Here is a 17,663-nt window from a genome sequence, read left to right on the forward strand (position 1 = left end):
CAAGCCGTAAAACCCTATCATGGTTTTTCTGGTGGGCTGGTTTTTGTTTTTAAGACACAGCTACTGGCGCTCCGCGCCCGTGCGCTTTTCCGGTACCTACCGCAACCGGAAAGGCGCACGAGCGCCGAAGGCGCCCTACGGCAGAGGTCCGCCCGCGGCGATCGCCGACAGCGTGGCGAACTCGTCGGCCTTCAGCGAGGCGCCGCCCACGAGGGCGCCGTCCACGTCCGTCTGACCGACGATCTCGCCGACGTTCTTGGCGTTGACGCTGCCGCCGTAGAGAACGCGGACACCGGACGCGACGTCCGGCGAGGCGAGCTCACCGAGCGTGGCGCGGATCGCGGCGCAGACTTCCTGCGCGTCCGCGGCACTCGCCACACGGCCGGTTCCGATGGCCCACACCGGCTCGTACGCGATGACGACCTTCGCGATGTCCTCGGCGGACAGTCCGGCCAGCGAGCCTCGCAACTGCTCGACGTTGTAGGACACGTGCTCGCCGGCCTCGCGGATGTCGAGACCCTCACCGATGCAGACGATCGGGGTGATCCCGTTCTTCAGCGCGGCCTTGGTCTTGGCCAGCACGGTGTCGTTGTCCTCGCCGTGCAGGGTCCGGCGCTCCGAGTGTCCGACGACGACGAACGTGCAGCCCAGCTTGGCCAGCATGGAGCCGCTGATCTCGCCGGTGTACGCACCCGAATCCTGGGCCGACACGTCCTGCGCACCGTAGGTGAGCAGGAGCTTGTCGCCCTCGACGAGGGTCTGCACGCTGCGAATGTCGGTGAACGGCGGGATCACCGTCACGTCTACCTTGTCGAAGTACTTCGCCGGGAGCGAGAAGGCGATCTTCTGAACCAGCGCGATGGCCTCGAGATGGTTCAGATTCATCTTCCAGTTACCGGCGATCAGCGGCTTCCGTGCCATGCCTCAGCCCTCCAGAACTGCGATGCCGGGAAGTTCCTTGCCCTCGAGGTACTCGAGGGAGGCGCCACCACCGGTGGAGATGTGCGAGAACCCGTCCTCGGGCAGACCGAGCTGGCGCACCGCCGCGGCGGAGTCACCGCCACCGACGACGCTGTACGCGCCCTTCCCGGTGGCCTCGATGATCGCCTCGGCGACACCCTTGGTGCCCGCGGCGAACTTCTCGAACTCGAACACGCCCATCGGGCCGTTCCAGAACACGGTCTTCGCGCTGGTCAGGATCGCCGCGAACCGGCGAACCGACTGCGGTCCGATGTCGAGCCCCATCCAGCCGTCCGGGATCTCGAGGACCGAGACGATCTTCGACTCGGCGTCGGCCGAGAACGAATCGGCGATGACCACGTCCTGCGGGATGTGGATCACGTCGGCGTACTGCTCGAGCAGCGCCTTGCACGTGCCGATCATCGACTCCTCGCACAGCGAGTTGCCGACCGACACGCCCTGCGCCGCCAGGAACGTGTAGTACATGCCGCCACCGATGACGAGGGTGTCGACCTTGGGGGCCAGCGCCTCGATCACCGCGAGCTTGTCCGACACCTTGGACCCACCCAGCACGACCGCGTACGGCCGCTCGGACTCCTCGGTCAGCTTGCCGAGCACCTTGATCTCGGCTTCGACGAGCGTGCCCGCGTAGTGCGGGAGCAGCTTGGCCACCTCGTACACCGACGCCTGCGCGCGGTGCACGACACCGAACCCGTCGGACACGAACGCGCCGTCGTCGCCGACGAGTTCGACCAGCGCCTTGGCGAGCTTCGTCCGCTCGGCCTCGTCCTTGCTGGTTTCCCGCGGATCGAAGCGGATGTTCTCCAGCAGGAGAACGTCGCCGTCCGTGAGCCCCTCGGCACGTGCCAGAGCGTCCTGCCCGACGACGTCGCCGGCGAGCTGGACGTTGCGTCCCAGCACCTCGGCGAGCTTCACCGCCACCGGTGCGAGGGAGTACTGCGGGTCGGGCTCGCCCTGGGGGCGACCCAGATGGGCGGTGACGATGACCTTGGCGCCCGCCTCCGCCAACGCTTTCAGCGTCGGCGCGGAAGCGATGATGCGCCCGGGATCGGTGATCCGGTCACCGTCGAGCGGAACGTTGAGGTCGGAGCGCACCAGTACGGCGCGCCCCTCGACCCCAGCGTTCAGCAGATCGTCGAGAGTCTGAACTGCCACTGTTACCGGACCTTCGCTCAGAGAGACTTGGCGACGAGACCGATGAGGTCGGCCAGACGGTTGGAGTAACCCCACTCGTTGTCGTACCAGGACACGATCTTGACCTGATCGTCGATGACCTTGGTGAGGCCGGAGTCGAAGATCGAGCTGTGCGGGTCGGTGACGATGTCGGACGACACGATCGGAGCGTCCGTGTACTTCAGGATGCCCTTGAGCGGTCCCTCGGCGGCAGCCTTCATCGCGGCGTTGATGTCCTCGACGCTGGCCGACTTCTTCAGGTTCGCGGTGAGGTCGGTGACCGAGCCCGTGGGGATCGGGACGCGCAGCGCGTAGCCGTCCAGCTTGCCGAGCAGCTGCGGGAGGACCAGGCCGATGGCCTTGGCGGCACCGGTGCCGGTGGGGACCACGTTCAGTGCGGCGGCGCGGGCGCGACGCAGGTCGCTGTGCGGGCCGTCCTGCAGGTTCTGGTCCTGGGTGTACGCGTGGATCGTGGTCATGAGGCCCTTGACGATGCCGAACTCGTCGTCGAGCACCTTGGCGATGGGGCCGAGGCAGTTGGTGGTGCACGAGGCGTTGGAGATGATGTTCTGGCTGCCGTCGTACTTGTCGTCGTTGACGCCCATCACGATGGTGATGTCCTCGCCCTTGGCCGGGGCGGAGATGATGACCTTCTTGGCGCCGGCCTCGAGGTGGCCCTTCGCCTTGGCTGCGTCGGTGAAGATGCCGGTGGACTCGACGACGACGTCGACGCCCAGGTCGCCCCAGGGAAGCGCCGCGGGGCCTTCCTTGATGGCGAGTGCCTTGATCTTCTGGTTTCCGACGACGATGGTGTCTTCACCCTCGAGCGAGACGTCGTGCGGGAGACGACCCAGGATGGAGTCGTACTTCAGGAGATGCGCCAGCGAAGCGTTGTCCGTGAGGTCGTTGACCGCCACAATCTCGATGTCGGTGGTTCCGAGCGCCTTCTGCGCGTCCACCGCCCTGAAGAAGTTACGTCCGATACGGCCGAAACCGTTTACGCCTACCCGGACAGTCACAATCTGCTCCTTTGCGCATGATTCTGGTTGTGCAGCTCTGCTCTCGCGCCGCTACGACACCACCGACGGGTGGTCGGCGCGAGGGTTCATCGGTCGATGTGGTTCTTACCCTAGTGCGCGGGCCACGCGCGCGCGCAGTCACCTCCGGCACCGTTTCCCGGGCCGCCCCGACCCGAACGAACGGGACGCTCGTTCGATCTGACGCCACGAGCGTCCCGTCCGTCCGGGAGTGGGGGTGGCGGGAGGCGACGGCCGACGACGGTCAGGCGTCGTCGAGAAGGTCTGCGGTGACGGCCGACTCGGTGTCGGGGATGCCGGTTTCCTTGGCCTTGCGGTCCGCCATCGACAGCAACCGCCGGATGCGCCCGGCGACGGCGTCCTTCGTCATCGGCGGTTCGGCGAGCTGGCCGAGTTCCTCGAGGGAGGCCTGCCGGTGCTCCACCCGGAGGTGACCGGCCGCCGCCAGATGGTCGGGAACCTCGTCACCCAGGATGTCGAGGGCCCGCTCGACGCGGGCGGCGGCCGCGACGGCCGCCCGCGCGGACCGGCGCAGGTTGGCGTCGTCGAAGTTGGCGAGCCGGTTGGCGGTGGCCCGGACCTCCCGGCGCATGCGCCGTTCCTCCCACACGAGGCGGGTGTCCTGGGCCCCCATCCGGGTGAGCAGTGCACCGATGGCCTCACCGTCGCGGATCACCACCCGGTCGGTGCCGCGGACCTCGCGGGCCTTCGCGGAGATGCCCAGCCTGCGCGCCGCCCCGACGAGCGCGAGCGCCGCCTCCGGGCCGGGGCAGCTGACCTCGAGCGCCGACGAGCGACCCGGCTCGGTCAGCGAACCGTGCGCCAGGAACGCACCGCGCCACGCGGCTTCCGCGTCGCCGACGCTGCCACCGACGACCTGCGCAGGAAGACCGCGCACCGGGCGTCCCCGCAGGTCCAGGAGACCGGTCTGGCGGGCGAGGGCCTCGCCCTCCTTGGCGACCCGCACGATGTACCGGGACGACTTGCGCAGCCCGCCCGCGCTGAGGACGTGGACATCGGCGCTGTAGGTGAACAGGTCGAAGATCTCGCGGCGCAGCCGGCGGGCCGTGGACCCCAGATCCACTTCCGCCTCGACCACTACCCGGCCGCCGACGATGTGCAATCCCCCGGCGAACCGCAGCAGCGACGAGACCTCGGCCTTCCGGCAACTCACATGAGTGACGACGAGACGACTGAGTTCGTCTTTGACCTCTGCTGTCATTGCCACGAAGCGCTCTCCCTTTCCTCTGGTGTCTCGGCCACTTCGCTCCCCCGAGACCCCGCATCGGGGTCGCTCCAGAGCTGTTCGAGAACGGACGCAAGTTTTCCTGCATGGTGTGTGTGGGTGCCGCGCTCCGACACGTCGGCGTACACGACGCGTGCCTGGAACTGTCCGGCGGCGCGGGCGAGGTGCTCGCGCTCGCGCCCCGGTGGCACCGAACCCGAATCGACCACGACGAAGTCGACGGTGAGTTCGGGTGCGTGTTGGGACAGTACGTGCAGATGACGCTCGGTGGAGAATCCTGCGGTCTCGCCCGGCTCCGGAGCCAGGTTGAGTACCAGCACCTTCCGCGCGGCGGTGGCGATCAGCGTGTCGAGGAGTTCCGGCACGAGGACGTGCGGGATGACGCTGGAGAACCACGACCCCGGGCCGAGGACGACCATGTCGGCGACGTCGATCGCCCGGACCGCGTCCGGGCACACGGGCGGATTCGCCGGCAGCAGCCGCACGCGGCGCACCTTGCCGGGCGTGGTCGCGACCGCGACCTGACCGCGGATGCAGCGGCTGACCCGCGGGTCCGCCTCGAGGCCCTGCACGTCCGCCTCGATGTCCAGGGCGATCGGCGACATCGGCAGCACGCGCCCGTTGATCCGGAGTAACCGGGCGAGTTCGTCCAGCGCGGCGACGGGGTCGCCGAGCACTTCGGTGAGGCCGGCCAGGATGAGATTGCCCACCGAGTGGCCGGCGAGGGCGCCGATTCCGCCGAAGCGGTGCTGGATGGTGTCCGTCCAGTCCTGCACCTCGGGGTCGTCCGCGGCGAGTGCGGCGAGTGCCATCCGCAGATCGCCCGGCGGGATGACGCCGAGTTCGGCGCGCAGCCGTCCCGAGGATCCGCCGTCGTCCGCGACGGTGACGACGGCCGTGACGTCACGGCTGAGCCGGCGCGCGGCGCTGAGGGTGGCGAACAGCCCGTGGCCCCCGCCGAGCGCGACGATCGCAGGCGGCTGGTGCACCGGCCTCATTCGCGCCCCAGATCACGATGGACGACACGCACGTTCAGCCCGGAGTCCTTTCCGAGTCGGCTCGCCAAGGCCTCCGACATCGCGACACTCCGATGTTTCCCTCCGGTGCACCCCACCGCGATGGTCATGTAGCGCTTCCCCTCCCGACGATATCCCGCGATCGTCAGATCCAGCAGGTGGTGATACGTGGCGAGATAGTCCTCGGCACCGTCCTGCGACAACACGTAGTCCCGCACGTCCGCACTCTGCCCGGTGTGCGGACGCAACTCGGGAATCCAGTGCGGGTTGGGCAGGAAGCGGACGTCGCAGACGAGATCGGCGTCCATCGGAAGACCGTACTTGAAACCGAACGACTGGACTGTTACTTGCATGGTCCGGTTCTCGGCATCGCCGAACGCGTCCTCGATCTTCTGCCGCAACTGGTGCGCGGCGAGGGACGACGTGTCGATCACCAGATCCGCGGCGGCCTTCACCTTCGCGAGCTGATCGCGCTCGGCGGCGATGCCCTCCGACAGGGTGCCCTCGGCGCCTCCCCCCGACAGCGGGTGGCTGCGGCGCACCTGTTCGAAGCGGCGCACCAGGACCTCGTCCGACGCGTCGAGGTACAGCACCCGCGTGTGCACGGGTTTGCTCTCCAGTTCGGTGAGGACCCAGCCGAGGTCGCCGGTGAACAACCGGCTGCGCACGTCGATGACGACGGCGAGCCGCTCGAGCCGCGAATCGGATTCCAGGCTCAGATCCACCATCCGGGAAATCAGTTCCGGGGGAAGGTTGTCCGCGACATACCACCCGAGGTCCTCGAGGACCTTCGCCGCCGTCTGCAGCCCCGCCCCGGAGAGCCCGGTGACGAGAAGGAAGTCCATCGGCCGAACCGTGGGTGGACGGTCGCTCTGCGCGTGCTGCTCGTTCACTCGACACCTGTCCGTTGCGAAGCGCTCTGTGCTGCCGGGCCGTGCTGTGCTACCGGTTCGCGGGGAATGTCCGCGCCGTTCTGTTCTGCCGTGCCCGGCCCGTTCCGATCTGGTTCATCATCCCCCACTCCCGCGACGTCCGCAGACGGTTCCTCCGCCCCGAGAGCCGTGAGTACCGCTTTCGCCGTGGCCGTTCCGATACCCGGGACCGCGGTGATCTCCTCGACGGAGGCCTGCTTGAGGCGGGCGACGGATCCGAAATGCGTCACCAGGGCCTTGCGCCGGGTGTCGCCGAGTCCGCGGACCGAGTCGAGTGCGGACGCCGTCATCCGGCGGGACCGCTTGCTGCGGTGGAACGTGATCGCGAAGCGGTGCGCCTCGTCCCGCACCCGCTGCAGCAGGTACAGCGACTCGCTCGTGCGCGGGAGGATGACCGGGTCCTCCTCCCCCGGCACCCACACCTCCTCGAGCCGCTTGGCCAGCCCGATCACGGCGACGTCGGTGATGCCCAGTTCGTCGAGCACCGCCGAGGCGGCGGCCACCTGCGGGGCTCCGCCGTCCACGACGAACAGGTTCGGTGGGTACGCGAACCGCCGCGGCCTGCCGGTCTGCGGATCGATCGCCGCCTCCGGGGCGAGGTCGCCGCCGTCCCCGCCCGACACCTGGTCGGCGTCCGCCCCGGCCGCTTCCGCGCGCAGCACCCCGACGTCGCGGTTGTGGCGGAGGAACCGCCGCCGGGTGACCTCGGCGATGCTGGCGACGTCGTCGGAGCGACCGTCGCCCGCCGCCTCCTTGATCGCGTAGTGCCGGTAGTCGGACTTACGGGGCAGGCCGTCCTCGAAGACGACGAGGGAGGCCACCACATCGGTGCCCTGCACGTGGCTGATGTCGACGCATTCGATGCGCAGGGGCGCCGAATCCAGGTCGAGGGCTTCCTGGATGCCCTGCAGGGCCGCCGACCGCGACGTGAAGTCGCCGGCGCGGCGCAGCTTGTGCTGTTGCAGTGCCTCCATCGCGTTGCGCTGCACGGTTTCGGCGAGAGCCTTCTTGTCGCCGCGCTGGGGCACGCGAAGGCGGACCGCGGAACCGCGGAGACCGCTGAGCCACTCCTGCACCTGCTCGGCGTCGGGCGGCAGCACGGGCACCAGGACCTCCCGCGGCACGCCGCTGGTGCCGGCCTCCTGGTCGGTCGCGCCCGACAGCGCCGCCTGCTCACCGTAGAACTGGGTGAGGAACTGCTCGACGAGCAGCGGCAGGTCCGATCCCGCCTCGGAATCGACGCTGGCCCAGTCGATGACGTCGCCGGCCTTCTCGACCACCCAGCCGCGCTGCCCGCGGACGCGGCCGCCCCGGACGTGGAAGACCTGGACCGCGGCCTCGAGTTCGTCGGTCGCGAACGCGGCGACGTCGGCGTCGGTGCCGTCACCGAGCACGACGGCCTGCTTCTCGAGCGCCCGCCGCAACGCACCCACGTCGTCGCGCAGCCGCGCCGCCGTTTCGAAGTCGAGTTCTTCCGATGCCGCCTGCATCCGGGCCTCGAGCTGCCGGACCAGCTTGTCGGTGCGTCCCGAGAGGAAGTCGCAGAAGTCCTCGACGATCTGGCGGTGTTCGGCCGCGGACACCCGTCCGACGCACGGCGCGGAGCACTTGTCGATGTAGCCGAGCAGGCACGGGCGGCCGATCTGGTTGTGACGCTTGAACACCCCGGCCGAGCAGGTGCGGGCGGGGAACACCCGCAGCAGCAGGTCGAGGGTTTCGCGGATGGCCCACGCGTGCGAGTAGGGACCGAAGTAGCGGACACCCTTGCGTCTGGGCCCGCGGTAGACGAAGAGCCGGGGGTATTCCTCGTTCAGGGTGACCGCGAGAACCGGGTACGTCTTGTCGTCGCGGTAGCGGACGTTGAACCGGGGATCGAACTCCTTGATCCAGTTGTACTCGAGCTGGAGCGCCTCGACCTCGGTGCTCACGACGGTCCACTCGACGCTGCCGGCCGTGGTCACCATCTGGCGGGTGCGCGGGTGCAGTGTCGAGACGTCGGCGAAATAGGAATTCAGCCGTGATCGAAGACTCTTCGCCTTCCCGACATAGATGACCCGGCCGTGCGGATCGCGGAACTTGTACACCCCCGGGTCGACCGGAATCGTTCCGGTCGCGGGGCGATATGTCGAAGGATCGGGCACCCCTCCACGTTAGTCGGCGCCACCGACCAACCCCGCATCCGCGACGTCGCGGAGGGCCGACCCCCGGTTCAGGACGGTGCGTACTCCGACGCGAGTGCGCGGAAGCGGTCGACGGCTTCCACGGCGTATTCGCGATCGTTCGACTGGATGGCCATCACGGCCAGGTATTCGTCGTCGGGCAGCTCGATCCGGGCCCACGCCGCGCCGTCCGGGAAGGACAACCCCTCGTACAGGTCCCAGTCGACGATGCGTTCCCCGAGCACGTTGCGCACGGCGATGCCGCGGGGCCCGACCCGCAATCTGGGCCGGGTCAGCAGCAGGACGGCTGCCGCGAGGAGGCAGCCGATGCCCGCGAACGCCAGCTGGTCGGCGAGCCGGAAGTACACGCCCGTCGAATCGCCGCGCAGCAGGATTGCGAACGTCAGATGCACGACGACGAGAAAGATCGCCACACCGATCGCGTATCGACGCGACTTGCGTGGCGTCGCGACGAGTGTCCACTCGGATTCGGGAGTGGTCATGGCTGGATCCGGATCATACGAAGGACTCCTCGGCGCGGCGCAGTCGCGCCAACGTGACAGCGGCGTCGAGCGCGGCCGCACATGCCTGACCGCCCTTGTCCTCGACAGAGCCGGGCAGGCCACTGCGGTCGACGGCCTGCTGCTCGGTGTCGGTGGTGAGCACACCGTTCCCGACCGGGGTGCTCTCGTCCAGCGAGACCCGGGTCAGACCGGCCGTCACGGCGTCGCAGACGTATTCGAAGTGCGGCGTCCCGCCGCGGATCACGACACCGAGCGCGACGACGGCGTCGTGGGTGCGGGCCAGGGCCTGCGCCACCACCGGAAGCTCGATGGCACCGGCGACCCGGACCAGCGTGACGTTCTGCACGTTCGCCTCGGCCGCCACCCGCTGCGCGCCGGCGATCAGCGCCTCGGAGATCTCGGCGTGCCAGCTGCCGGCGACGATGGCGAGCCGGAGGTCGCCCGCCTCACCGAGTTGCAGCTCCGGCAGTCCCTCACCGCTCACAGCATTTCTCCCGCTTCGAAGTCGTCGAGCCCGATCAGGTCGTGGCCCATGCGGTCGCGCTTCGTGCGCAGGTACGTCAGGTTCTCGGCGTTCGCCCGCAGCGGCATCGACACCCGCTCGGTGATCTGCAGCCCGTAGCCGTCGAGACCGACCCGCTTGGCCGGGTTGTTGGTGAGTAGGCGCATCGAGGAGATGCCCAGATCCACGAGGATCTGCGCGCCGATGCCGTAGTCGCGGGCGTCGGCGGGCAGGCCGAGCTCGAGGTTCGCGTCGACGGTGTCCGAACCCGCGTCCTGCAGCTGGTAGGCCTGCAGCTTGTGCATGAGACCGATGCCCCGGCCCTCGTGCCCGCGCATGTAGAGGACCACACCGCGGCCTTCCTGCGCGACCATGTCCAGGGCGGCGTCGAGCTGGGGACCGCAGTCGCAGCGCAGCGAACCGAACACGTCGCCGGTGAGGCATTCGGAGTGCACGCGCACCAGCACGTCGCTGCCGTCGCCGTCCGGGCCGGGCAGGTCGCCGCGGACCAGCGCCACGTGCTCGACGTCGTCGTAGATGCTCCGGTAGCCGACGGCCGTGAACTCGCCGTGCCGGGTGGGGATGCGCGCAGACGCGACCCGCTCCACATGCTTCTCGTGCTTGCGGCGCCACCCGATGAGGTCGGCGATCGAGATCAGGGCCAGGTTGTGGTCGTCGGCGAAGACTCGCAGCTCGTCGGTCTGGGCCATGTGGCCCTCGTCCTTCTGGCTGACGATCTCGCAGATCACACCCGCCGGCCGCAGGTCGGCCATCCGGGCCAGGTCGACGGCGGCCTCCGTGTGGCCGGGACGGCGCAGCACGCCGCCCTCCTTGGCGCGCAGCGGCACGACGTGGCCGGGCCGGGTGAAGTCCTGGGCGCCGCTGGACGGGTCGGCCAGCAACCGCATGGTGGCGGCGCGGTCGGACGCGGAGATACCGGTTCCGATGCCCTCGCGGGCGTCGACGGTCACGGTGTACGCGGTGCCGTGCTTGTCCTGGTTGGTGGCGTACATCGGCGGCAGGCCGAGGCGGTCGCAGTCGGCGCCGTCGAGCGGCACACAGAGGTAGCCGGACGTGTATCGAACCATGAAGGCAACCAACTCGGGGGTGGCCTTCTCCGCGGCGAAGATGAGGTCTCCCTCGTTCTCGCGGTCTTCGTCGTCGACGACGACGACTGCCTTGCCTGCGGCGATGTCCGCAACGGCGCGCTCGATACTGTCGAACCTGGTCACGTGCTCGGTCTCCAAAGTCTTGACTTAGGCATCTTCGAATACAACGGATGCATCCGTGGGATGCTCCTCAACAGTACGACTCAGCGGCCGGCCGCTTGCAGCCGCTCCACGTACTTCGCGATCACGTCGACCTCGAGGTTGACGGGCGTCCCGACGGACGCCGCCCCGAGCGTGGTCAGCTGCAGCGTGGTCGGGATGAGTGAGATCTCGAAGTATTCCTCGCCGCGTTCCCCGCCGAGCGCCGAGACCGTCAGCGACACACCGTCGACCGTGATCGAGCCCTTCTCCACGACGTACCGGGAGATGGCGTCGGGCAGCGCGATGCGCACGACCTCCCAGTTCTCGGACGGGCTGCGGCTGATGATGTGCCCGGTGCCGTCCACGTGGCCCTGGACGAGGTGGCCGCCGAGGCGGCTGTTCAGGGCGGCGGCCCGCTCGAGGTTGACGCGGCTGCCCACGTCGATCTTCTGCAGGCTCGACCGGTTCAGCGTCTCCTGCATGACGTCGGCCGTGAAGGAGCCGTCGGCCAGCACCTCGACGACGGTCAGGCACACACCGTTCACCGCGATCGAATCACCGTGCGACGCGTCGGAAGTCACGACCGGACCACGCACGGTGAACCGTGCGGCGTCGGCCAGTTCCTCCTTGGCGACGACCTCACCCAACTCTTCGACGATCCCGGTGAACACTGTGGCTTCTCCTACGTTCGGTGACTGTCAGGGTTTTCGGACACTGCTGGAACCAGACTCAACAACAAATCGGGGCCGATTGTTTCGACCGACTCGTGACGGAACCGCAGCGCACCGTCGATCGTATGCACACCCGCCTCCGTGACCGCGGACGTGCCGGCGCCGAGGACCAGCGGGGCGAGGTACGCCTGAATGCGGTCGACCCGGCCCGCGGCGAGAAACGCCCCCGCCAGCCGAGGCCCGCCCTCGAGCAGCACATCGGTGTACTCGGCGAGTGCGGCGAGGACCTCGTCCACGTCGCGCGTGCGCAGCAGAAGGGTGGGCGCCGAGTCGTCGAGGACCCGGGCGTCCGCCGGGATGTCGCCGAGTCCGACGACGACCCGCACCGGCTGGTGAGCCGCGAGCGATCCGTCGGGCATCCGGGCGGTCAGCCTCGGGTCGTCGGCCAGGACCGTCCCCGTGCCGACCACGATCGCGTCGAGTTTCGCCCGGTCCGCGTGGACGCGTTCCCGGGCCTCGAGACCGGTGATCCACTGGCTGGTGCCGTCGGCGGCGGCGCTGCGGCCGTCCAGGGTGGCCGCGTACTTCCAGGTCACGTGCGGCCGTCCGGTGCGCTGCCGGTGCAGCCAACCCCGGAGCGGCCCGCGTTCGACGTCCTGGGCCCGCAGCCCGGACGTCACCTCGACCCCCGCCGAGACGAGGGTTTCCGCGCCGCCCGCGGCCTCGGGGTTCGGATCGCCCACGGCATAGTGCACCGCGACCACACCGGCATCGAGGAGCGCCTGCGAACACGGCCCGGTCCGGCCGTGGTGGTTGCACGGTTCCAACGTGACGACGGCGGTGCCGCCGCGGGCGGCGTCACCCGCCTCCCGCAGCGCGACGACCTCCGCGTGGGGACCGCCGGGAGGCTGCGTCATCCCGACACCGGCGATGCGCCCCGCAGAGTCGAGGACCACCGCGCCGACCGCCGGATTGGGGCTGGTGAATCCGCGCGCCGACTCCGCGGCGCCGATGGCGATCTGCATCGCGGCGTCGAGGTCCGCAGCCGAATTCTCGTGCCGCACGTGGGAGTTCACGATGTGCCGGAGCGCCGTTACCGCGACAGGCTCAGGTGCGGTGACGCCTTGGCGGCGCTGGCGCGCAGGGCGCGCACGGCCTCCGCGGGATCGCTCGTGCCGTAGACGGCGGACCCGGCGACGAAGCAGTCGACGCCCGCCTCGGCAGCGGCCTCGACGGTGTCGGCGTTGATGCCGCCGTCGATCTCCACGACCAGCCTCAGCTCACCCGAGTCGACGAGACGGCGGACCGCCTTCGCCTTCGCCAGCACCTCGGGGATGAACGACTGACCACCGAAGCCGGGCTCGACGCTCATGACGAGGAGCGTGTCGAAGTCCTTCAGGATCTCGAGGTACGGCTCGATCGGCGTGCCGGGCTTGACGCTGAGACCGGCCTTGGCACCGGCGGCGCGGATGTCCCGTGCCACGGACCGGGGGTCGTCGGTCGCCTCCGCGTGGAACGTGACGTTGTGCGCGCCCGCCTCCGCGTAGGGAGGCGCCCAGCGGCCGGGGTCGTCGATCATGAGATGGCAGTCGAGCGGGATGTCCGTCGCCGCGAGCAGGCTCTGCACGACGGGAAGGCCGAGCGTCAGGTTGGGCACGAAATGTGCGTCCATCACGTCGACATGCAGCCAGTCGGCACCGGCGACCGCGTCCGCCTCCTCGGCGAGACGCGCGAAATCGGCAGACAGAATGGACGGTGCGATCATCGGGGTTGCCACGCGCCGCAGTTTAGTCGTACACGCGTCGGGGCCGGGTCCCGCGGTCCATACTGGGCTCATGCCGACCTGGACGGACGTCGTGGCGATCGGTACGTCCCTGCCGGAGGTACAGGAGAGCACGTCGTATCGCACTCCGGCGCTGAAGGTGGCGGGCAAGCTGCTCGCCCGGTTGCGGGCCGAGTCGGACGGGGGCCTGGTGGTGATGTGCGATCTCGACGAGAAGGCGGCGCTGCTGGCCCAGGGAGCGCCGTTCTACACCACTCCGCACTACGACGGTCACGGTTCGATCCTCGTCGACCTCGAGAACGTCGACGTCACCCAGCTGACCGAGTTGCTGCAGGACGCCTGGCGGATCAAGGCACCGGCGAAGCTGCGCAAGCAGTTCGACCAGACCTGACAGCAAGGCGAGGGCCCGGGCGGCGCCCGCACACCGGCCCGGACCCTCATCGGATCGGCGTCAGACGCCGAGCTTGAGACCCGCCCCCGCATCGACCCGGAGCTGCTGACCGGTGACGAATCGGGACTCGTCGGACGACAGGAACACCACCGCGTGCGAGATGTCCTCGGGCTCGACCCACGGGGTGGGCATCGCCTGCATGAACGGGAACGTGACCTTCGCGTCCTCGGCGGTCGGGTTCTCGAGGTCGGGGCGGAACGTGCGGAACATCGGCGGGCTCTGCAGCATGTCCGTGTTGCAGTTCGTGGGGTGGATCGCGTTGACGCGGATGGACTTCGGGCCCAGGGTGAGCGCGAGCGAGTTGGTGTACGTCCACAGCATCTTCTTGGCGAGCCCGTAGCCGTCGCCGCCCGGTCCCTGCAGGGCCTGCTGGCCGTTCAGGCCGGTCTGCGGGACCAGACCGGCCACCGATCCCGTCGCGATGATCGACGCGCCGGCGTCCAGGTGCGGAAGGGCCGAGTGAATCGTGTTGACCACGCCGACGAAGTCGACGTCGAACGCATCGACGAATCCCTCGACGGGCACGTCGTTCCCGAGGGGCGCGATCCCCGCATTGGCGACCACGACGTCCAGCCGTCCCAGCGTCGCGACCGCGGCGTCGAGTTCGCGTTGCAGTGCGGCGCGGTCGCGCACGTCCACCTTGGCGGTGACGACCCGGCGCCCCGCCTTCTCGACGAGCCGTCCGGTCTCCGCGAGATCGGCGTCGGTCGCCAGCGGGTACTCGTTGGATGTGATGTCCTCGCAGAGGTCGAAGGCGATGATGTCGGCGCCCTCGTCGGCGAGATGCACTGCATGACTACGACCCTGACCCCGCGCCGCTCCCGTGATCAGAACGACCTTCCCCGCTACCCGATTCATCTCAAGTCCTCCACTCGCTTCGTGACGTACGTCTCTGTCGCGAGCAGAATTAGAACACGTTTCACCATATAGTGAAACAGGTTCTACCGAGAGTCGGGCAGATGTCCAGGTAGCGGGGAGGCGACCGCCGCCCTACGGCTTGCGCAACGCGGCCATGAACATCGCGTCGGTGCCGTGCCGATGCGGCCAGAGCTGGACGCTCGGACCGTCCCCCAGACCCGGCACACCGGGGACGAGCGCACGCGTGTCGAGTGCCGTGAGCCCGTAGCGGCGCACCGCGTCCGCGACCACGGCCACCGTCTCGGACAGATGCGGCGAACACGTCGCGTAGAGGATCACGCCGCCCGGACGAACCAGCTCGACGGCCGACGCCAGGAGTTCCCGCTGCAGTTTCGCGAGACCCGCCACATCCGACGGCTGCCGGCGCCACCGCGCCTCCGGACGTCGGCGCAGCGCACCCAGTCCGGTGCACGGCGCGTCGACCAGGACGCGGTCGTACCCGCCCTCCAGCCCGGGATCACGCCCGTCGGCGACGTGCACGTCGACCGGAAGATCCTTCGTCGTCTTGCGGATCAGGTCCGCGCGGTGCGGCACCGGCTCCACGGCGTCGAGGCGTCCGCCCTCGATTCCGGCGAGAGCGCCGAGCAGGGCAGCCTTGCCGCCCGGGCCCGCGCACAGGTCGAGCCAGCGGCCCGCGTCCGGTCCGTCCAGCGGTGCCAGCGACAGCGCCCGGGCGACGAGCTGACTGCCCTCGTCCTGCACTCCCGCGAGCCCCTCGCGGACGGCGTCGAGGAGCCCCGGGTCGCCGCCGTCCAGATAGACCGCGTACGGCGAGTACCGCCCCACCTCGCCGCCGGTGGCGAGCGCGAGTTCCTCCGACGAGATCTCCCCCGGGCGGGCGACGAGATGCACCACCGGTCGCGCGTCGTCGGCGACGAGGGCGTCCTCGAGTTCCCCGGCGTCGGCACCGAGCGCGTCGGCGAACACCTGGGCGATCCACGTGGGATGCGCGTGCTCGAATGCCAGCCGCCCCACCGGATCGGCCGGGGCGAGGCGCTCCACCCATTCCGCCTCGGACCGCTCCGACACCCGGCGCAGCACGGCGTTGACGAAGCCGGCCTTCCCCGGACCGGCCTCCGCGCGCACGAGATCGACGGAGGTGGCGACGGCGGCGTGCGGGGCGACGCGGGTGCGCAGCAGCTGGTAGGCGCCCAGCTGGAGGACGTCGAGGAGCGGTCCGTCGATCTCGGCGATCGGCCTGCCCGCGCAGTCGGCGATCACGGCGTCGAGGAGCCCACGGGCGCGGGCGGCGCCGTAGGCCAGTTCCGTGGCGAGCGCCGCGTCACGTCCGTCCAGGCGCCGCTCACGCAGCAGTCCGGGCAGCACCAGATTGGCGTAGGCGTCGCGTTCCCGGACGGCGCGCAGCACGTCCCGGGCGGCGAGCCGCGGCTGGTCGAGACCGGACTGGGACGCGTCGGGGCGGCGGGCCTGGCGGGGACGGTTGTTGCCGGCCCCCGAGCCGGACTGGCCGCGACGTGCTGGCCTTCTGGATTCGCTCACTGTGCCCGTACCTCCGCGTCGAGTCGTGCGCCTCGCGCCCAGTCCAGGGCGGCCATCTGTTTCTTGCCCTGCGGCTGGATGCGGCCCAGCCGCACCGCCACCGTGGACGTGCCGATCAGGAATCCGGACTTGGTCACGGAGATCTCCCCCGGCTCCAGTCGCTCCTCCGTCGGAGTGACCGGGCCGACCTTGATTCGTAGATCGCCGATGGTGGTCCAGGCACCGGGCGCGGGGGTCACCGACCGGACGTGCCGGTCCACCACGGCAGCCGTTCTGTCCCAACGGATCCGGGCCGCCTCGACGGTCACCTTGGGCGCGTGCGAGACCCCGTCGGCCGACTGAGGGACCGCGGTGATCGCGCCGTCCTCGATCCCGTCGAGAACCGACTCCAGGAGGACCGCACCACTGTCGGCCAGGCGCCCCAGGAGGTCCCCGGCGGTGTCGGTGTCGCGGATCCTTTCGGTGACCACCCCGTAGACCGGCCCGGTGTCCATCCCTGCCTCGAGCCGGAACGCGCTCGCGCCGGTCATGTCGTCGCCCGCACCGATCGCGGCCTGCACGGGGGCGGCCCCGCGCCACGCCGGCAACAGTGAGAAGTGCAGGTTCACCCAGCCGTGGGCCGGGATGTCGAGGACCTTCTGCGGCAGCAGCGCCCCGTAGGCGACGACGGGCGCGCAGTCGGGTGCGAGGTCGGCGAGATGCGCCAGGAACTCGGGTTCGGACGGCCGCTCGGGAGTCAGCACCTCGATGCCGTGGGAGTCGGCGAGTTCACCGATCGGCGAGCGGACCACCCTGCGTCCGCGGCCTGCGACGGCGTCCGGGCGGGTGATCACCGCCACGACGTCGTGGCGCGGCGAACGGATCAGACGTTCGAGCGAGGGAACGGCGGGCTCGGGGGTTCCGGCGAAGACTATGCGCACGTCGGCGACCCACACGACGGACGGTGGACCGCAGTGCGGGCCGAAACGATACTCACGAAGAAAGCTCCCCTTTGATCGACGATGTGCCGACCAGTCTAGGGAGTCGCACCCGGGCCATAACACTCGGCGAACAGTCGGCGAATCGATTCCGCAGAACCGCACACAGCGACGGCGGACGGGTATTGACTGTTCTGAGGCCGGCGCGAACGGTCGGGCCGGTGTCCCGTTTTCGAACCTCTGGAGGTAACGATGGCAGGAATTGAGAGCAAGTTCGACAAGGCCTACGAGACGAAGCCCATCGAAGAACTGGCCAGTGCCCCCGTCGCCGCCCTGCAGGGCGTGAGCGATTCCGACGCCGAACACCTCGCGGCCGCGTTCAACATCAAGACCGTGAAGGACCTCGGCACCAACAAGTACTTCCTGTGGGCGCAGGCCGTCGCGAAACTGGCGGAGTAGCACACACACGCAGAAGCGGGGGGGGGGGGCCGGCCCGGCGCCCCCGGGGGGGGGGGGGGGGGGGAATTTGGGTGGGGGGGAAACAGGGGGGTAACCCCCCCCCCCCGGCCGGCCAACCCGCCCCGCCCCCCCGGCGCGGCGGGG

General features: G+C 69.6%; 18 protein-coding genes. 2 read left to right on the forward strand and 16 right to left on the reverse strand.

Going from position 1 to position 17,663, the window contains the following annotated elements:
• Positions 1 to 135: 135 nt before the first annotated feature.
• The 13 genes from tpiA to rpe all read right to left on the reverse strand — a co-directional run bounded on the left by tpiA (position 136) and on the right by rpe (position 13,268).
• A complete protein-coding gene (tpiA, locus tag ACFWAY_RS40215; RefSeq protein ID WP_206005044.1) occupies positions 136 to 921 on the reverse strand; it encodes a triose-phosphate isomerase in 786 nt (261 codons plus the stop codon).
• 3 nt (positions 922 to 924) lie between these two features.
• Positions 925 to 2,136 (reverse strand): phosphoglycerate kinase, encoded by a 1,212-nt coding sequence (locus ACFWAY_RS40220; RefSeq protein WP_378452670.1) that lies wholly within the window; start codon positions 2,134 to 2,136, stop codon positions 925 to 927.
• A 17-nt stretch (positions 2,137 to 2,153) separates the two neighbouring features.
• Positions 2,154 to 3,173, reverse strand: coding sequence for a type I glyceraldehyde-3-phosphate dehydrogenase (gene gap, locus ACFWAY_RS40225; RefSeq protein WP_378452669.1), 1,020 nt, complete (start codon positions 3,171 to 3,173; stop codon positions 2,154 to 2,156).
• 262 nt (positions 3,174 to 3,435) lie between these two features.
• Entirely contained in the window at positions 3,436 to 4,413 is a 978-nt protein-coding gene (gene whiA / locus ACFWAY_RS40230) for a DNA-binding protein WhiA (protein WP_378452761.1), read from the reverse strand.
• Entirely contained in the window at positions 4,410 to 5,435 is a 1,026-nt protein-coding gene (gene yvcK, locus ACFWAY_RS40235) for a uridine diphosphate-N-acetylglucosamine-binding protein YvcK (protein WP_378514489.1), read from the reverse strand. Before yvcK ends, whiA begins: the two co-directional genes overlap by 4 nt.
• Positions 5,432 to 6,298: an RNase adapter RapZ gene (gene rapZ / locus ACFWAY_RS40240; protein WP_043943921.1), complete on the reverse strand. Its 867-nt coding sequence runs from the start codon at positions 6,296 to 6,298 to the stop codon at positions 5,432 to 5,434. Before rapZ ends, yvcK begins: the two co-directional genes overlap by 4 nt.
• Before the next feature lie 44 nt (positions 6,299 to 6,342).
• Positions 6,343 to 8,526 carry an excinuclease ABC subunit UvrC gene (gene uvrC / locus ACFWAY_RS40245; RefSeq protein ID WP_378452667.1) on the reverse strand — a complete coding sequence of 728 codons (2,184 nt, stop codon included), beginning with the start codon at positions 8,524 to 8,526 and terminating at the stop codon, positions 6,343 to 6,345.
• A gap of 68 nt (positions 8,527 to 8,594) precedes the next feature.
• Entirely contained in the window at positions 8,595 to 9,047 is a 453-nt protein-coding gene (locus ACFWAY_RS40250; RefSeq protein WP_378452666.1) for a PH domain-containing protein, read from the reverse strand.
• Positions 9,048 to 9,060: 13 nt separating this feature from the next.
• The gene (ribH, locus tag ACFWAY_RS40255) at positions 9,061 to 9,552 is read right to left on the reverse strand and encodes a 6,7-dimethyl-8-ribityllumazine synthase (protein WP_378452665.1); all 492 of its coding nucleotides are present in this window, start codon (positions 9,550 to 9,552) and stop codon (positions 9,061 to 9,063) included.
• Positions 9,549 to 10,802 (reverse strand): bifunctional 3,4-dihydroxy-2-butanone-4-phosphate synthase/GTP cyclohydrolase II, encoded by a 1,254-nt coding sequence (locus tag ACFWAY_RS40260; protein ID WP_378452664.1) that lies wholly within the window; start codon positions 10,800 to 10,802, stop codon positions 9,549 to 9,551. Before ACFWAY_RS40260 ends, ribH begins: the two co-directional genes overlap by 4 nt.
• A gap of 80 nt (positions 10,803 to 10,882) precedes the next feature.
• The gene (locus ACFWAY_RS40265) at positions 10,883 to 11,491 is read right to left on the reverse strand and encodes a riboflavin synthase (protein WP_005241761.1); all 609 of its coding nucleotides are present in this window, start codon (positions 11,489 to 11,491) and stop codon (positions 10,883 to 10,885) included.
• Positions 11,492 to 11,502: 11 nt separating this feature from the next.
• Positions 11,503 to 12,555: a bifunctional diaminohydroxyphosphoribosylaminopyrimidine deaminase/5-amino-6-(5-phosphoribosylamino)uracil reductase RibD gene (gene ribD / locus ACFWAY_RS40270; RefSeq protein WP_378514493.1), complete on the reverse strand. Its 1,053-nt coding sequence runs from the start codon at positions 12,553 to 12,555 to the stop codon at positions 11,503 to 11,505.
• Between the two features lie 29 nt (positions 12,556 to 12,584).
• A complete protein-coding gene (rpe, locus tag ACFWAY_RS40275) occupies positions 12,585 to 13,268 on the reverse strand; it encodes a ribulose-phosphate 3-epimerase (protein WP_378452663.1) in 684 nt (227 codons plus the stop codon).
• Positions 13,269 to 13,326: 58 nt separating this feature from the next.
• Between rpe and ACFWAY_RS40280 the strand changes: the two genes are divergently transcribed.
• Entirely contained in the window at positions 13,327 to 13,665 is a 339-nt protein-coding gene (locus ACFWAY_RS40280; RefSeq protein ID WP_378452662.1) for an MmcQ/YjbR family DNA-binding protein, read from the forward strand.
• A 60-nt stretch (positions 13,666 to 13,725) separates the two neighbouring features.
• Here ACFWAY_RS40280 and ACFWAY_RS40285 read toward each other — a convergent pair whose 3' ends face one another.
• The 3 genes from ACFWAY_RS40285 to fmt form a co-directional block, all read right to left on the reverse strand.
• The gene (locus tag ACFWAY_RS40285) at positions 13,726 to 14,583 is read right to left on the reverse strand and encodes a mycofactocin-coupled SDR family oxidoreductase (RefSeq protein ID WP_378514490.1); all 858 of its coding nucleotides are present in this window, start codon (positions 14,581 to 14,583) and stop codon (positions 13,726 to 13,728) included.
• Positions 14,584 to 14,715: 132 nt separating this feature from the next.
• Entirely contained in the window at positions 14,716 to 16,143 is a 1,428-nt protein-coding gene (locus ACFWAY_RS40290) for an RsmB/NOP family class I SAM-dependent RNA methyltransferase (protein WP_378514491.1), read from the reverse strand.
• A complete protein-coding gene (fmt, locus tag ACFWAY_RS40295; RefSeq protein WP_378514492.1) occupies positions 16,140 to 17,063 on the reverse strand; it encodes a methionyl-tRNA formyltransferase in 924 nt (307 codons plus the stop codon). The genes ACFWAY_RS40290 and fmt overlap by 4 nt, the downstream gene beginning before the upstream one ends.
• A gap of 249 nt (positions 17,064 to 17,312) precedes the next feature.
• Between fmt and ACFWAY_RS40300 the strand changes: the two genes are divergently transcribed.
• On the forward strand, positions 17,313 to 17,519 hold the full coding sequence (locus tag ACFWAY_RS40300; protein ID WP_073370512.1) for a hypothetical protein: 207 nt from the start codon (positions 17,313 to 17,315) through the stop codon (positions 17,517 to 17,519).
• Positions 17,520 to 17,663 lie beyond the last annotated feature (144 nt).

The organism is Rhodococcus sp. NPDC059968, assembly GCF_042738615.1.
Lineage (GTDB): Bacteria > Actinomycetota > Actinomycetes > Mycobacteriales > Mycobacteriaceae > Rhodococcus_F.

Excerpts from the sequence above, each read along its gene's own strand:
- ACFWAY_RS40285 (WP_378514490.1), bottom strand. The coding sequence starts at position 14,583 with ATGAATCGGGTAGCGGGGAAGGTCGTTCTGATCACGGGAGCGGCGCGG.
- ACFWAY_RS40250 (WP_378452666.1), bottom strand. The coding sequence starts at position 9,047 with ATGACCACTCCCGAATCCGAGTGGACACTCGTCGCGACGCCACGCAAG.
- ACFWAY_RS40300 (WP_073370512.1), top strand. The coding sequence starts at position 17,313 with ATGGCAGGAATTGAGAGCAAGTTCGACAAGGCCTACGAGACGAAGCCC.
- whiA (WP_378452761.1), bottom strand. The coding sequence starts at position 4,413 with ATGACAGCAGAGGTCAAAGACGAACTCAGTCGTCTCGTCGTCACTCAT.
- rapZ (WP_043943921.1), bottom strand. The coding sequence starts at position 6,298 with ATGGACTTCCTTCTCGTCACCGGGCTCTCCGGGGCGGGGCTGCAGACG.
- ACFWAY_RS40280 (WP_378452662.1), top strand. The coding sequence starts at position 13,327 with ATGCCGACCTGGACGGACGTCGTGGCGATCGGTACGTCCCTGCCGGAG.
- yvcK (WP_378514489.1), bottom strand. The coding sequence starts at position 5,435 with ATGAGGCCGGTGCACCAGCCGCCTGCGATCGTCGCGCTCGGCGGGGGC.
- tpiA (WP_206005044.1), bottom strand. The coding sequence starts at position 921 with ATGGCACGGAAGCCGCTGATCGCCGGTAACTGGAAGATGAATCTGAAC.